The following is a 14190-nucleotide window of genomic DNA, read 5'->3' on the forward strand; positions in this document are numbered from 1 at the left end:
AACGGGATGAAAAGCATTTTGGTAGCGGAGGACGAAGGCGCGATCCGCGAATTTGTCGTCATCAATTTGAAGCGGGCGGGGTACACCGTCTATGAAGCGGAAAACGGAAAGAAAGCGTTGGAACTGTTCGACAGCCTCCAGGGAGACGTGGACATTGCCCTTTTGGATATCATGATGCCGGAGATGGACGGGCTGGCCGCCTGCCGGGAGCTGCGGCAAAAAAGCCCCAACCTGGGAATCATCATGCTCACCGCCCGGTCCCAGGAAATGGACCGGGTCAGCGGTTTGATGATCGGGGCGGACGACTATGTGACAAAGCCCTTCTCCCCCTCCGAGCTGGTGGCACGGGTGGACGCCCTCTACCGCCGGGTGGAGATGAACGGCAACAAGCCCAAAAAGGCCGCATCGGAAGAAATTGTCTCGGGTGACTTTGTCCTTAACGTACGCAACCGAACCCTTTCCCATAAGGGAAAAATGATCGAGCTGACCCATGTGGAATACCAGTTCATGGAGTGTTTCATGACCAATCCCGGCAAGGCTCTGGGCCGCACCGATATACTCAACAAGGTCTGGGGCGAAGGGTACTTTGGGGAAGAAAAAATCGTGGACGTCAATGTGCGGCGGCTGCGGATGAAGATCGAGGAGGAGCCATCGGCCCCCAAGCACATCATTACCGTCTGGGGCTTGGGGTATAAATGGCAGGCATAACCATGCGAAAAAAACTATCGTTGCCGGGTGTGGAGCACATGTCCTCCAAGGGCATTACCCAGCGGTGGCTCTTCAACAGCCTGGGGCTGATTTTGGCCATTCTGATCGTCATTGAGCTGGCCATGGCCTTTATTGTGCAGGACTATTACTACAGCGGCATCCGCTGGCAGCTGGGGAACATCATGACCACCACCCAGGAGAGCTTTTCCCGTTACGCCAACCAAAGCCAATCGGAATTTGCGTCCCGCTCCATCAACGCGGTGGAAAATTTCAGCCTCAAAGAACAGGTGGAATTGCAGGTTTTTGATCAAAACGGCGACTTTATTCTTTCTTCCACCGGCTTTACTCCGGAGCTCGACCAGCGGCCGGACTATGACATGGCGCTGAAGGTGCTCAATGAGAAATCGGGGCAGCCCATCGGGGTCTCCTCCTACCACCTTTCCAGCGGCGAAAACGTTATGGCGTATACCTATATTCTCACCAACGCCGAGATAATGACGGGCGCCGTGCGGCTGGTGGTGTCCCTTTCGGGAGCGGACCGGCAGATTTTCATCATTGTGTCGGTGCTGCTGGTGATCGGCATTGCGGTGATTTTGTTTGTCATCATGTCCGGCTCCTATTTTATCAATTCCATTGTCATCCCCGTCAAGGAGATCGGCGTGACGGCCCGCAAAATCGCCTTAGGCGATTTTAACGCCCGGCTGGAAAAGAAGTACAACGACGAAATCGGCGACCTGTGCGACACCATCAATTATATGGCAGGCGAGCTGGGCACCACCGAAAAAATGAAAAACGATTTCATTTCCTCCGTTTCTCATGAGCTGCGCACCCCTCTGACCGCCATCAAAGGCTGGGGGGAGACGCTGATGGATCTCGACCCGGTCAAGGACCGGGAAATGATGGAGAAGGGCATGGAGGTCATTATCGGGGAATCGGAACGACTGTCCGGAATCGTGGAGGAGCTTCTGGATTTCTCCCGGCTGCAAAGCGGAAGGCTGACCATGAAGATGGAAAAAATCGACATCCTCGCAGAATTGGGCGAGGCGGTGTTCATGTTCCGGGAACGCTCCAAACGGGAAAACATCGAACTGATCTATTACGAGCCTGAGTTGCTCCCGCCTGTTTTGGGAGACCGCAACCGGCTCAAGCAGGTGTTTGTGAATATTCTGGACAATGCTTTTAAGTATTCCGACGCGGGAGGCCGGGTCCGGGTGGAGGCAGAGGAAGGCGACGGAGAAATCCGTGTGGTCATCAGCGATACCGGATGCGGCATTTCCGCAGAAGACTTATCTAAGGTAAAGGAGAAATTCTATAAGGCAAATCACACCCGCCGCGGCTCTGGAATCGGGCTGGCGGTGGCGGATGAAATTATCCGCATGCACGGCGGCAATCTAGAGCTCCGATCGGTGGAAAACTCCGGCACCGATGTCATCATTACCTTGCCTGTCGCCGGCACGTCGGAGGGCGGCGAAGAAGATCCCCCTCAGCAATTGCAATAGAAAATGCCTGGACAGCCGTCTTCCTACAGGGCGGTTGTCCAGGCTTCTTTTTTTGGTGATAAATATTCATATTTTCGCCTTATAACATCAAAGGCGGTTGACTCGCCGCTCCTTTACAACGGTTTCTTTTGTGCGGCAGGTGCCAGGGGCGACTGCAAGGCGGTTCTAACGAGGCTTGGAGGAAAGTTTCGCTCATTTGAAAGTAGGATAGAATTTAAGGAAATCCGCGCCGCTTCTTTTTAAGGCCGGCGTGCAAATAAAAAGGAGGGAATTTTTCATGAAATCCGATTGCAAACAGGTGCGACAGCTGCTGCCTCACTATGTACAGGGCCTTTGCAGTGAGGAAGAGCGCAGAGCAGTGGAAGAACACGTACGCGGGTGCGAGGAATGCCGGGAGCTTCTCGATGCGATGGAGGCAAACGAAGTGGAGCTTACCGATGATCCGCCTGCCGCTAGGAAGAAAGCATCGCCCAAGAAGCGGCGGCGCAGGCGGATTTTCGCATTGGTCACGGCGGTGGCACTGGTTTTCACAACCGCAGCCGTCACCCTTGTCTATAACCCTAACCTATATTACCAGTACCTTTATTGGGGCGACCGGATGCACATAACTCTCACCGTTGACGGGTTGTCCCCTTCTTTCCCTACCGACGAATGCCTAAAGCTGAGTTATCTCTATGTGGGGGAGGATACCACGACCTACAGTGCCGTAAAAAACTATGACTGGATTTATCCCATTCCGGGCACCTTTGACGCTTCGACACTGGATTGGGTTCCTCTGGAATTGGAAAGTCATCTAGAGAGCGATTCCCTTACCACCGGGTTTCCGGGCGGGCAGCCTGGGTACTATATTCTAAAAATTGAGGTAACTCCTTCGCTCTATAATTCGCTGCATCCTGGCCTGTCTACACAGGAGCCCGAATTGGGGCGGGTTTACGTCTTTGATTTTTACAATGCAAATGGGTGGGATACCTGGAAAATGGACCTTGACCTGAAGACCTCTTTTTCCACAGATGGATACCGCACTATGCTGGCCAGAAGGATGCGCTGTCTCACGCAGCCGGTATCCGCAAATGAGCAATGGCACTATTATCACGGCTGACAAAGCCGCCATATGCTTCTTCGTCAAATGAAAGCGCAGATAAGGTCATTATAAAAATATAGATTAGGGAAGTGAAGCTATGCAAGCAAGTTGCCGGGAACTGCGACAGCTGCTGCCCCACTATGTACAGGGCCTTTGCAGCGAGGAGGAACGCAGAGCAGTGGAAGAACACGTACGCGGATGCGAGGAATGATGGGAGCTTCTCGACGCCATGGAGGCAAACGAAATGGAGCTTACCGATGATCCGCCTGCCGCAAGGGAGAAAGCATCGCCCAAGAAGCGGCGACTTAACTGGTTTTTCGCGTCGAGCGGATACCCAAACCGTGTTTTAAAATGACACCGTGGGGATAAAGGAAGATTGCCCGGACTGTGGTCAATCAAACGACCTAGTCCGGGCATTTTTTGCTATCATATCTGCTTACAAATCCATAACACTTGTGACATTTCGCATCTTTTGGGTACTTATGATCGAAAAAGGGGGGAATGGGATGGGGCGGATGGACGACATGGCAGAGCAATACTATTCACAGGTTTATCACTATCTGGTTTCCTTGACCAAAAACGCCGCGCTGGCCGAAGACCTGACCCAGGAAACCTTTTGTCAGGCAGTGGTGTCCATCGACCGGTTTCGCGGCGAATGCACGATGTATGTTTGGCTGTGCCAAATTGCAAAGCATCAGTTTTACAAATACCTGCGCAAAAAGAAACGGCATGCGGAAGTAGCCTTTCCGGAGGAAGAGCTTCTTTCCTCTTCGGTTGTGGACGAAGAGTTTCTGGCAGCACAGGGAGCCATGGAAATTTACCGGGCCATTCACCGGCTTGCGCAGCCTTATAATGAAGTGGCAAACCTGCGCCTTTTCGGCAACCTGAAATTCGCGCAGATCGGGGAACTTTTCGGCAAAAGCGAAAACTGGGCTCGGACCACCTTTTACCGGGCGAAACTGAAAATTCAAGCGAATCTAAAGGAGGGAACAAACGAATGAGTTATCCATGCAACATCATTCAGGATTTGCTGCCAAGCTATGTGGACGGTCTTTGCAGTGCGCAAAGCCAGCAAGCCGTGGAAGAGCATGTGCGCGGGTGTGAGCCTTGCCGGCAGATGCTCGACGCCATGCAGGCAAAGGAGTATGAGCTGCCAGACCCGGCCCAAAACCTCAAAAAGAAACGGCCCTTTCAAAAGCTACGCAACCGGGTGCTGTCTTTGATTATGGCGGTGGTGCTGGTCTGCGGGAGCGTGTCGGTCTTCTTCCTTTATAACCAGAACTTCTATTATCAGTATCTTCACTGGGGTGACCGGGTTCATATCAATTTGACGGTAAACGATATTGATGCGTCGGTTCCCATTGAGGAATGCGTTGCATTCAGCTATGCGTATATCGGCGACGATCTGGATGCGCCAATCAAGATCAGAGAGATACTCAGACGGTATACAAGCAACCTTTCAGACGCTCTTCCGATGGATTATACCTCTACGTATGGATATGAATGGGTCCCTCTTACGCTTGACCGTACGGGAGATCATTCTTTTAGTACCAGCTTTCCAGGTGGGGAAAAGGGCTATTATATGATTCGTGTGGATGTAAAGCCGCCCTTGTATGACTATATCTTTCCCAATCTTCCGAACCCCGATCCAAATTGGAAAGGTGTTATCTTTACATATGATATTTTTAATCTGGACGGCTGGGAGACTTGGGATTATGATCTTATCATGCAAATGGAGTACTACGAAACGAATTGCTCGGTCCAGATCAGCGATCAATTTACAACCTGTTCCAGTTCCGGCACTTACACATCGAAATGGAAGCATAATATCAGATAAGAAAGAAGGAGGCCATCGGGCCTCCTTCTTTCTTATCTATCCGCCTCTTCTTTCACGGCTTCTCTAAAAAGCGCCCGAAGCCGTTCGCCGTCCCCTTTCAGGTAGAGCCAGCCGAACAGGCATTCCAGCGCCGTTGCCTGGTGGTACTCCTCCACCGACGCGTTCTGCGGCACCCGCCTGGCCGGGTGGGCATTGCGTCCCCGGCGGAAAACCGCCTGCTCCTCTTCGGTGAGCAGGGGAAGAATCCGGGCGGCAGCAGCAGCCTGGGCGGGCGCCTTCGCCAGAGCCACCGCCGCCGTGTGCAGCTTTTTGGGCGGATAGTTTCCCGCCCCAATCAGCCGCTCCCGGATCATCAGCTCATAAACCCCGTCGCCCACATAGGCCAGGGACAGGGGGCTGATGGTCTTTAGATCTCCTGCAAAGGGGAAGAACTGCTGCATTCCCTTTCTTCCCCTTCCTTAGTTGACAAAGTCAAATTCCAGGTCGTAGATACACACGGTATCTCCCTCCTGGATGCCTTCGTTTCGGAGCGCTTCAATGATTCCGCTCTGAATTAAAACACGCTGAAAATACTGCATGGATTCATAATCATCGAAGTTCACCCCGGACATGACCTTCAGCAGCCATTCGCCTTCCACAAACCAGACGCCGTCCTGATGGCGGATGGTGAAGGGACGGCCTCCCTTCTCAAACTTTTCCTGAGGCGCAGGCTCCGGCTCGTAGGTAACGATGGGAGGCAGCTTGGAAAGCTCCTCGGTAATCTTTTTGATAAGCGGGTCCACCCCGTAATGGATGGCTGCCATAATGGGGAAAAATGAGTACCCCTTTTCTTTGACATAGGCTTCGAATCTGGCCACCTGCTCATCGCTTGCCAAGTCACACTTGTTCCCGGCCACCAGCATGGGGCGGCCTGCCAGCTCCTCACGATAGGCGGCAAGCTCCTTGTTGATGGCCTCAAAATCCGCAATGGGATCCCGGCCTTCGCTCCCCGCCACGTCCACAATGTGAACCAGCAGCCGGCAGCGGTCGATATGGCGCAGGAACTCATGCCCCAGGCCTACGCCTTCGCTGGCCCCCTCGATGATCCCGGGTATGTCCGCCATGACGAAGGAAACGCCCTCGGCGATGCGTACCACGCCCAGTACCGGGGTCAGGGTGGTAAAATGGTAGTCGGCAATCACGGGCTTTGCCTCGCTGACCACCGAAATCAGGGTGGATTTCCCCACATTTGGAAAGCCCACCAGCCCCACGTCTGCCAGGAGCTTGAGCTCCAGCTTCAGCTCCAAGCTTTCCCCCGGCGTCCCCGGTTTGGCAAAGCGGGGAACTTGACGGGTGGCGGTGGCAAAGTGGGTGTTTCCCCAGCCGCCCCGGCCGCCCTTGGCAATAACCACCGGCTCGTCCGTGGACAGGTCCGCAAGCAGCCGGCCTGTCTGCGCTTCCCGCACGACAGTACCCCGCGGGACACGGATGATGGTGTCCTCCCCGCCCTTGCCAAAGCAGCGGTTTGCACGCCCCGCCTCGCCCGTCTGGGCGGTATACTTGCGTTTGTACCGAAAGTCGGACAGGGTGGTGAGATTGTCGTCCACCTGGAAGACAATGTCCCCCCCCTTGCCGCCGTCCCCGCCGTCCGGCCCGCCTGCGGCAATGTATTTCTCCCGGCGGAAGGAAACGCATCCGTTTCCTCCGTCGCCGGCACGTACCATGATTTTTGCACTGTCTACAAACATGCTGTTCTCCTATTCTGTGAGACGTCCCTTTTTGCAGGCCGCATGTCCGGCGGCCTTAGCTTACTATGCTTAGTATAAACCGGCCCCGCCCTTTTATTGGGCCGCATGGTCCCGGATCAGCCGGTATTCGAAGGAATCCACCAGGGCAAGCCAGCTTGCCTGAATGACGTCGGTGGAAACGCCCACCGTAGTCCACACGTCCTTGCCGTCGGTGGAGGTGATGAGAACCCGGACGTTGGCGGCGGTGGCCTGCTTGGAGTCCATCACGCGCACTTTATAGTCGATCAACCGGCACCGGCCCATGGACTGGTAAAAATGGGACAACGCTTCCCGCAGAGCCAGGTCCAGCGCGTGAACCGGGCCGTCCCCTTCTGCCGCCGCAATGCAAAGCTCGCCGCCCACCCGGATTTTGATGGTGGCGGTGGCGGAATTGCCGGTGTCGTCCCTGGGCTCTTCGTCGAGCACCTTATAACTGACCAGTTCAAAAAAGGGCTCGTACATCCCTAGCGCCTTGCGCACCACCAGTTCAAAGCTGGGCTCCGCCCCCTCGAACTGATAGCCGTCATGCTCGAGCTGCTTTAACCGGTCGAGAATCACCTGGGTTTCCCGGGACTCCCTCGTAAGCTCCGGACAGACCCGCTGCACCCGCTGCAAAACAGCCGCCCGGCCCGTTTGCTCGGACATGAGAAACCGCCGTTCGTTTCCCACCGATTCCGGGCTTACCTGCTCAAAGGACCGGGACAATTTCAGCACCCCGTCCGCGTGCATCCCCGCCTTATGGGCAAAGGCGGAGGCACCGATAAAGGGCTGGGTATGGGGAATGCGAACGTTGGCGATTTCCGCGATTTCCCTGGAAACCGGCGTCAGGCTTGCGAGGTTCTCCGGCGGGATGCACAAAATTCCCCGCTTGAGCTGCAAATTGGACGCAATGGTGGAAAGGTTCGCATTGCCGCACCGCTCGCCAAAGCCAAGCCAGGTCCCCTGCACCTGAACAGCCCCCGCCTGCACCGCGGCTATTGTCCCCGCGACCGCCATGCCGCAGTCGTTGTGGCAGTGAATTCCCACTGTCCCTTCCGGGAACTGCTTCACCACCTCGCCGGTAATTTTTCCAATCTCATCGGGGAAGGTGCCGCCGTTGGTGTCGCACAAAACCAAGCGTTCTGCGCCTGCGTCCGCTGCTGCCTGCAGCGCTGCCAAGGCAAACGCCGGATCGTCCTTATAGCCGTCGAAGAAATGCTCCGCGTCAAAAAAAACCTGTTTCCCGTTCTCCTTGAGGTAACGAACCGTGTCCCCGATCATGGCAAAGTTTTCTTGAGGGGTGGTCCCCAGGATTTCCGTCACATGCAGCTTCCAGCTCTTTCCGAAAATACAGCACACTGGCGCGTTCGCCTGCAAAAGGGCCTGCACGTTCGCGTCCTGCGCCGCTTTTATCCCTTTTCGCCGGGTGGAACCGAAGGCGACGATGGTCGCGTGGGCAAGCGTCATCGTTTCAATCTGCTGGAAATATTCCATGTCCTTTGGATTGGAGGCCGGGTTTCCCGCTTCAATGTAGGCGACCCCCAAGGAATCCAACAGCCTGGTAATCGCCAGCTTATCCTCCACCGATAGGGAGATTCCTTCTCCCTGCGCACCGTCGCGCAAGGTGGAATCAAACAGTTCAATTTCGCGCTGCATAACCGACACCCCCAAATTTTGATTTGCCTTTCATTATGGAGGAATTTTTCCCGCTTGTCAACCGCCGGGCCTTGGTTTTCCTTGTAATTTTCGGGGCAAGCGAGTAGAATAAGAATAGAAACAGGAAAAGGGGGTTTTGGCCATGCTGGTACGCAACTTCTTGGAATGCGACCGGGAATGGAACCAATCGCACGGAAGCCAGGCAAAGAGCTTTTCCGGCTTTGTTTTTAAAGAGCCGGACTTTGAGGTGCCCATTCGTTTTGTCCGTTTCTCCACCTATCCACCCGGCTCCGGCGTGGGGCTGCACACCCACGGCAACGACCAGGAGCTGTACATCATCCTGGAGGGCAGCGGAGTCTGTGAGGTCAATGGGGAAAAGAGGGAGGTCGCGGTGGGCGATATCATCGTCAACCCGCCCTACGGCACCCACGCGCTTTACAACACCGGAGAAACCAACCTAACCATGCTTCTTTTGGAGGTATACAACAAAGCCTAATTTCGCTCTTGCGTTCTTGGGGAAAATCCAGTAAAATAAGGAGGCTGCCGGAGCAGTCTCCTTATCAATCGGCGGGTATGGCGGAATTGGCAGACGCGCAGGATTTAGGATCCTGTGCCGCAAGGCGTGCAGGTTCGACCCCTGTTACCCGCACCAGCGGCCAGTCGCCGCAAACAAATCGCGCACTTATCTGAGTGTGCGATTTGTTTTTTTATACCTGCAAACACGCCACATTCTGTTTGCCGTCTCGCTTTTGATGATCTTTCTTTTCCTGCATATCGGCCAAGGGCGCAGGCCTAATCAACAATGTCCATCGTGTGCTCTTCTTTGATCAACGTAGGAAAGCACTCCAAATAATAGTCGCATTCGTCGCAGCAGCATTCAATGGGAAGGCCATTATTATCGGTATGCTCACCGTTACCAAGGCAATCGTCTCCGTTATTCCCAGGGGTGAGAGGAATGCCCGTTACATCAAGAATCATCTATTCATTCCCTATCTTTTCTTTCGTATAAATAGAACGCCTTTGTATATGATAACACAGTGTTTGTATCAACGCAAGTCAATAGTCATTAAAATGTTATCATATTGATAATGAGGTGTTTTTGTGGCTACTGAAAAAATTCAGACGGGTATTCGTTTTACAGAGGATATGCTTTTAAAAATCACCTATATTGCTAAGAAAAATCACCGCTCTCTCAATGCGCAATTGGAATATCTCGCACAAAACTGCATTGAGGAATTCGAGTCGGAAAAAGGTGAAATCGTGTTGTCTGAAACAGACAGGCTGAAATATAGGAAATAATTTGGATGTAAGCGCTATCGACGTACCCAGACAAGTCCCCGCGGATCAATCGCGCACGGTAACAAGTGCGTGATTTTTTGTACTTGCAATACTCATATGGATGATACGGAGGAGGAAATGTTTAAGCATAAGGCAAGTGGCGGTACCCGAAATTTGTGTGGTAAAAAAATCGCTGCATTGAGAAAAAATTTACCGGAAAAAAATCACAGAGATTGCTTGCTGAAAAAATGCAGATAAAAGGGATTGACATGGATAAGACCGCAATCAAACGAATTGAAAATGGCGAAAGATATGTGACTGATATCGAACTGAAAGCATTTTCGGAACTATTTTGCGTAAGTGCGGATTTTTTATTGGAATAACAAACCAATGCGGTTTTTGATGCAATTCACGCGCCAGTGTAACACTGGACGCAGTCGAATTGCAGAATGCCTCTGACAAACGGACATGGGGATTACATCCCCTTAATATTTGAGATTATAACCCCCATAATAGCAAATGTTACGGTGGGGGTGTCCTATGATCGTTTTTAATAAGCTGTGGGATGTTATGAGAGAAAAGAACGTTTCCACTTATCAGCTGCGTGAAAAATGCGGCATTGACAGCAAAACCGTTCGGCGGCTGAAAGCCAATGAAAATGTGGAGACCAAAACTTTGAATAAAATCTGTGTTGTTTTGGATTGCAAGCTGGAAGATATCGCCGAGTTTATCCCGGAACCCTGACAAGAAAGTTCTGCCGGCTCAACACAGCTTAGGTATGACAATAAATTATGTATATAAGTAAAGTAAAAAGAGTCCGGTCAAATGACCGGACTCTTTTTACGCATATTTGAACGAAAAACGGCCTCTTTTACCCCAATAGCGAAATCAGGCTTATTCCTTCTCTACTTCCATGTGCAGTTCAGACGTACAGTGGGGGCAGCGCGTCGCTTCGATGGCAATTTCGCTCATGCAATACGGACATTTTTTGGTGACCGGGGCTGCCGCCTCTTCCTTTTTCCGGCCCAGCTTCATAAGCTTATTGATGACTTTGAGCAGGCAGAAAAGCACCAACGCCATAATGAAAAAGTTAACCAAGGCAGACACAAACGACGAGGCGAAACCCGCCACGTCCTGCAGATTGTATCTTTCCGCCCCGGTAACGAACTTCAAAATCGGCGTAATAAAATTATCGGTCAAGGACGTGACAATCCCGGAAAAGGCGCCGCCGATGAGAATGCCCACCGCCATATCCATCATATTGCCGCGCAAGGCGAACGTCTTAAATTCTTCGATAAACTTCTTCACATTATTCTCTCCTTTTTCTCATGTTCTGTAATCCCAACATAGCATACTCCTCATGGTTTTTCAACAAACAATGCGCGTTTTTTTAGCGGAAATCTTTTGTTTGTAGATGAAAGAAACACAAGGCCATTCGTATAGACGCCAAGCTGTTGCAGAGCCTGCTTGAGGCTTGACCGCGGCCCGCTCTCCTTTTATACTGGAAGATACCCAATGAAATGGAGATGAAGACATGCTGCAACCGGTCGAGATGCGGATCATCGCCCGCATTCACAGCGATTTCCCCTCGAAATTCGGTATTCCCCGCCAAAGCGGTTTGGTTGACGCGTTGACATCCACCATCGTATTTGAGCCGGACTACCGCAATCCCGACGCCCTGCGCGGCCTGGAGGGGTATTCCCACATCTGGCTGCTGTGGCAGTTTTCCGAAGCCGTGCGGGAAGGCTGGTCCCCCACCGTGCGGCCGCCCCGCCTGGGCGGCAACACACGCATGGGCGTATTCGCCACCCGCTCGCCCTTCCGCCCCAACCCCATCGGCCTATCCTCGGTGCAGCTTCGGGAAATCGCGATGGATAAAAAGCTGGGCCCTGTGCTGCGTGTGTCGGGCGCAGATTTGATGGACGGCACCCCTATTTTTGACATCAAGCCTTATCTCGCCTACACCGACGCCCATCCCCAGGCCACCGACGGCTTTTCCTTTTCCTCCAAAGAGGATGTGCTGAAGGTGGACGCTGCGGCCGGGCTGCTCGAGCGCGTTCCTCCAACCTGTCGGGACGCCCTCTTACGCGTGCTGGCGCAGGATCCGCGTCCCGGCTATCAGGATACGCCCGGGCGGATATACAAAATGGAGTTCGCCGGGGTAGAGGTGCATTTCACCGTGACGGACGGACGGCTTACCGTTTGTGACGTTCTTCCTGCAAAAGACGGGATTCCAGGAAAAACGGGATCAAAATAACGGCGCGTACTTCTGCGCCTCCGTGTAAAATCGGGTGTACTTTTTACCCGATGGAAAGAAAGGATGGAGCCAATGACCGACTATCAGCCCAGTGCTCTTGCCAAAGAGATGATACGGTATTTAGACTGCCCTTGTAAGGTATTCGCCCCTATGGCGGACGACGATCCTCTCCTGGCCGCTTATGAGGAAGCCCGGCAGGAGGGACTTCGGGAAGGATTTACCCCGGTGCTTGTGAAGGTGGACGATACGCTAATGGAGTGCCTGGTTATGAACGCGGACGAGGAAAACGAACCGGACTTCGCCTTATCCGCCGTGCGCGCTTACCGGGCCCGGCTTTTAAGCGAGGCGCTGCCCGACGGGAAGGACTGCCTTCAGGAATGGGAGATGCAGCGCCGGGAGGAAGCCGAAGACGACGGATTCCCCTGGGACGACGTGCTCGGCGAGAGGACGGGCGGCGAACCAAATGACCGGTTCTCCGCCTATTGGAATTACGAGACGTCCCTTACCGACGAGGTGATTCTGGCAATGATCCCCACCGACAAGGCCTGGCAGGTGTTCGCCTGGCTGCCCATGGGCAACTGGAACGACTGCCCCGACACGCCCGAGCTGATGGCGGTGGCCAAACGGTGGCAGGAGGCCTTTGGGGCGGTGCCTGCCTGTATCAGTCACGACGAGCTGGAGTTCCTGCTGCCTGCGCCGGTATCCGACCCAAATGCCGCTCAAAAGCTGGCGCTGGAGCAGTACGCCTTCTGCCCGGACCGGGTGGAGCAATGCGAAGAGGACGGCAGCGTGGGAAAACTGGCTGATTCTTTAACTAAGTCCACCGTTTGGTACTTCTGGTGGGATTGATTTTTGCGCAAAGGCGCGCGAAAGGAGCGAGCACATTTATGATCGACTTTGATGAAATCATCGACCGCACGGGTACCGACAGTCTCAAATACGACGGCGGCCCGGTGATGAACCCATATCTTCCGGACGAATATCTGCCCATGTGGGTGGCGGACATGGATTTCGCCTGTCCGCAGCCGGTGCTCGACGCCATGAAGGAGCGGCTGGACCGGCGGATCCTGGGATACAGCATGCTGCTGGATCCGGGGTATTTTAAAATTGTAACCGGATGGTTCTGGCGGCGGCACGGCTGGCGGGTGGACGCGGACAGCATTGTGTTCAGTTCCGGAGTGGTAAGCGCCATGCATACGGCGGTGGAACGGCTGACGAAGCCCGGTGACGGCGTCCTTCTCAATACCCCGGCCTATCACCCTTTTGACGATACCATCAAGCGCTTCGGCCGCACCCCGGTCTACTCCCCCCTTCTCTACCGGGACGGGACCTATACCATCGACTACGAGGACTTGGAGCGAAAGGCTAAGGACCCGCGCAACACCCTTTTCTTCTTCTGCAGCCCCCACAATCCCACCGGCCGGGTCTGGCGGGAGGAGGAGCTGCGGCAGGTGGCCAGGCTGTGCTTTGCAAACGGGGTGTTCGTGGTGTGCGACGAGATTCACAGCGACATCCTGCGCAAGGGGGAAACCCACATTCCCTTGGCAAAGCTCTACCCCGAGGAAACGCGGATCATCACCTGCACCTCTCCCAGCAAAACCTTTAACTTAGCTGGCAACCAGCTGGCGAACCTGGTGGTGGCGGACAAGGCCCTGGCCAGGGAATGGCGGGAGACACAGGCCTGCGGGTTTCCGAACCCGCTGTCCATCGCCGCCTGCAAGGCGGCATACACGAAGTGCGACGAGTGGGTGGCGCAGATGAACGCGTATGTGGATGAAAATTTCGCCCTAGTCAAGCGGCGTTTGCGCGTCGATCTGCCCAAGGCGAAGTTTTCCATCGGCCAGGGGACTTATCTTGCCTGGATTGACCTGCGCGGCTTCGGGCTCACCGACCGGCAGCTCAAGGAGCGCATTTCCAGGGCGGGGCTTTTCATCGAGTTTGGGGACGAATTTGTGGCAAACGGCGAAGGCTTTGTGCGTATCAATCTGGCCTGTCCCCGAACGCTTGTGGAAAAGGCCATGGATATTCTGGCCAGCTGCCTGGGAGAAACCCATTCTTAGTTCGAAAACAAACAACGCAGAGAAGGGGGGGGGGGGGGGGGGGGGGGGGGGGGGGGGGGGGGGGGGGGG

The 14190-nt window shown here is 54.1% G+C and carries 16 protein-coding genes and 1 tRNA gene; 13 read left to right on the forward strand and 4 right to left on the reverse strand.

What is annotated here, in order from left to right:
• Nucleotides 1–6: 6 nt before the first annotated feature.
• The 6 genes from WMO26_RS10275 to WMO26_RS10300 all read left to right on the forward strand — a co-directional run bounded on the left by WMO26_RS10275 (nucleotide 7) and on the right by WMO26_RS10300 (nucleotide 5125).
• Nucleotides 7–708, forward strand: coding sequence for a response regulator transcription factor (locus WMO26_RS10275; protein ID WP_349220165.1), 702 nt, complete (start codon nucleotides 7–9; stop codon nucleotides 706–708).
• Between the two features lie 2 nt (nucleotides 709–710).
• Nucleotides 711–2207 carry a sensor histidine kinase gene (locus tag WMO26_RS10280; RefSeq protein WP_349220166.1) on the forward strand — a complete coding sequence of 499 codons (1497 nt, stop codon included), beginning with the start codon at nucleotides 711–713 and terminating at the stop codon, nucleotides 2205–2207.
• Between the two features lie 277 nt (nucleotides 2208–2484).
• Nucleotides 2485–3306 carry a zf-HC2 domain-containing protein gene (locus WMO26_RS10285; RefSeq protein WP_349220167.1) on the forward strand — a complete coding sequence of 274 codons (822 nt, stop codon included), beginning with the start codon at nucleotides 2485–2487 and terminating at the stop codon, nucleotides 3304–3306.
• Nucleotides 3307–3385: 79 nt separating this feature from the next.
• The gene (locus WMO26_RS10290) at nucleotides 3386–3499 is read left to right on the forward strand and encodes a zf-HC2 domain-containing protein (protein ID WP_349220169.1); all 114 of its coding nucleotides are present in this window, start codon (nucleotides 3386–3388) and stop codon (nucleotides 3497–3499) included.
• Between the two features lie 295 nt (nucleotides 3500–3794).
• Nucleotides 3795–4289: an RNA polymerase sigma factor gene (locus WMO26_RS10295; protein ID WP_349220171.1), complete on the forward strand. Its 495-nt coding sequence runs from the start codon at nucleotides 3795–3797 to the stop codon at nucleotides 4287–4289.
• The gene (locus WMO26_RS10300; RefSeq protein WP_349220173.1) at nucleotides 4286–5125 is read left to right on the forward strand and encodes a zf-HC2 domain-containing protein; all 840 of its coding nucleotides are present in this window, start codon (nucleotides 4286–4288) and stop codon (nucleotides 5123–5125) included. Before WMO26_RS10295 ends, WMO26_RS10300 begins: the two co-directional genes overlap by 4 nt.
• Nucleotides 5126–5157: 32 nt before the next feature.
• Here WMO26_RS10300 and WMO26_RS10305 read toward each other — a convergent pair whose 3' ends face one another.
• From WMO26_RS10305 to cimA, 3 genes are all read right to left on the reverse strand, one after another.
• Nucleotides 5158–5565 (reverse strand): Mini-ribonuclease 3, encoded by a 408-nt coding sequence (locus tag WMO26_RS10305; RefSeq protein WP_349220175.1) that lies wholly within the window; start codon nucleotides 5563–5565, stop codon nucleotides 5158–5160.
• A gap of 18 nt (nucleotides 5566–5583) precedes the next feature.
• On the reverse strand, nucleotides 5584–6852 hold the full coding sequence (gene obgE / locus WMO26_RS10310) for a GTPase ObgE (protein ID WP_349220176.1): 1269 nt from the start codon (nucleotides 6850–6852) through the stop codon (nucleotides 5584–5586).
• Nucleotides 6853–6945: 93 nt separating this feature from the next.
• Nucleotides 6946–8526 carry a citramalate synthase gene (gene cimA / locus WMO26_RS10315; RefSeq protein WP_349220178.1) on the reverse strand — a complete coding sequence of 527 codons (1581 nt, stop codon included), beginning with the start codon at nucleotides 8524–8526 and terminating at the stop codon, nucleotides 6946–6948.
• 142 nt (nucleotides 8527–8668) lie between these two features.
• Between cimA and WMO26_RS10320 the strand changes: the two genes are divergently transcribed.
• The 4 genes from WMO26_RS10320 (at nucleotide 8669) to WMO26_RS10335 (ending at nucleotide 10548) form a co-directional block, all read left to right on the forward strand.
• Complete coding sequence (locus WMO26_RS10320) at nucleotides 8669–9022, forward strand: cupin domain-containing protein (protein WP_349220180.1); 354 nt, start codon at nucleotides 8669–8671, stop codon at nucleotides 9020–9022.
• Between the two features lie 71 nt (nucleotides 9023–9093).
• Nucleotides 9094–9178: transfer RNA gene (locus tag WMO26_RS10325), tRNA-Leu, on the forward strand.
• 449 nt (nucleotides 9179–9627) lie between these two features.
• The gene (locus WMO26_RS10330; protein WP_349220182.1) at nucleotides 9628–9825 is read left to right on the forward strand and encodes a hypothetical protein; all 198 of its coding nucleotides are present in this window, start codon (nucleotides 9628–9630) and stop codon (nucleotides 9823–9825) included.
• Between the two features lie 519 nt (nucleotides 9826–10344).
• A complete protein-coding gene (locus tag WMO26_RS10335) occupies nucleotides 10345–10548 on the forward strand; it encodes a helix-turn-helix domain-containing protein (RefSeq protein WP_349220184.1) in 204 nt (67 codons plus the stop codon).
• Nucleotides 10549–10698: 150 nt separating this feature from the next.
• Here the strand turns inward: WMO26_RS10335 and mscL are convergent, their stop codons facing one another.
• Nucleotides 10699–11112, reverse strand: a complete 414-nt coding sequence (gene mscL, locus WMO26_RS10340) for a large conductance mechanosensitive channel protein MscL (RefSeq protein WP_349220185.1) — start codon at nucleotides 11110–11112, stop codon at nucleotides 10699–10701.
• Nucleotides 11113–11338: 226 nt separating this feature from the next.
• On the opposite strand from mscL, the gene tsaA reads away from it, so the two are divergent.
• From tsaA to WMO26_RS10355, 3 genes are all read left to right on the forward strand, one after another.
• A complete protein-coding gene (gene tsaA / locus WMO26_RS10345) occupies nucleotides 11339–12061 on the forward strand; it encodes a tRNA (N6-threonylcarbamoyladenosine(37)-N6)-methyltransferase TrmO (protein WP_349220186.1) in 723 nt (240 codons plus the stop codon).
• 72 nt (nucleotides 12062–12133) lie between these two features.
• Complete coding sequence (locus tag WMO26_RS10350) at nucleotides 12134–12910, forward strand: DUF4253 domain-containing protein (protein ID WP_349220188.1); 777 nt, start codon at nucleotides 12134–12136, stop codon at nucleotides 12908–12910.
• Between the two features lie 38 nt (nucleotides 12911–12948).
• The gene (locus WMO26_RS10355) at nucleotides 12949–14121 is read left to right on the forward strand and encodes a MalY/PatB family protein (RefSeq protein WP_349220190.1); all 1173 of its coding nucleotides are present in this window, start codon (nucleotides 12949–12951) and stop codon (nucleotides 14119–14121) included.
• Nucleotides 14122–14190: the final 69 nt, after the last annotated feature.

This window comes from Solibaculum intestinale, assembly GCF_040096205.1.
GTDB lineage: Bacteria > Bacillota > Clostridia > Oscillospirales > Acutalibacteraceae > Solibaculum_A > Solibaculum_A intestinale.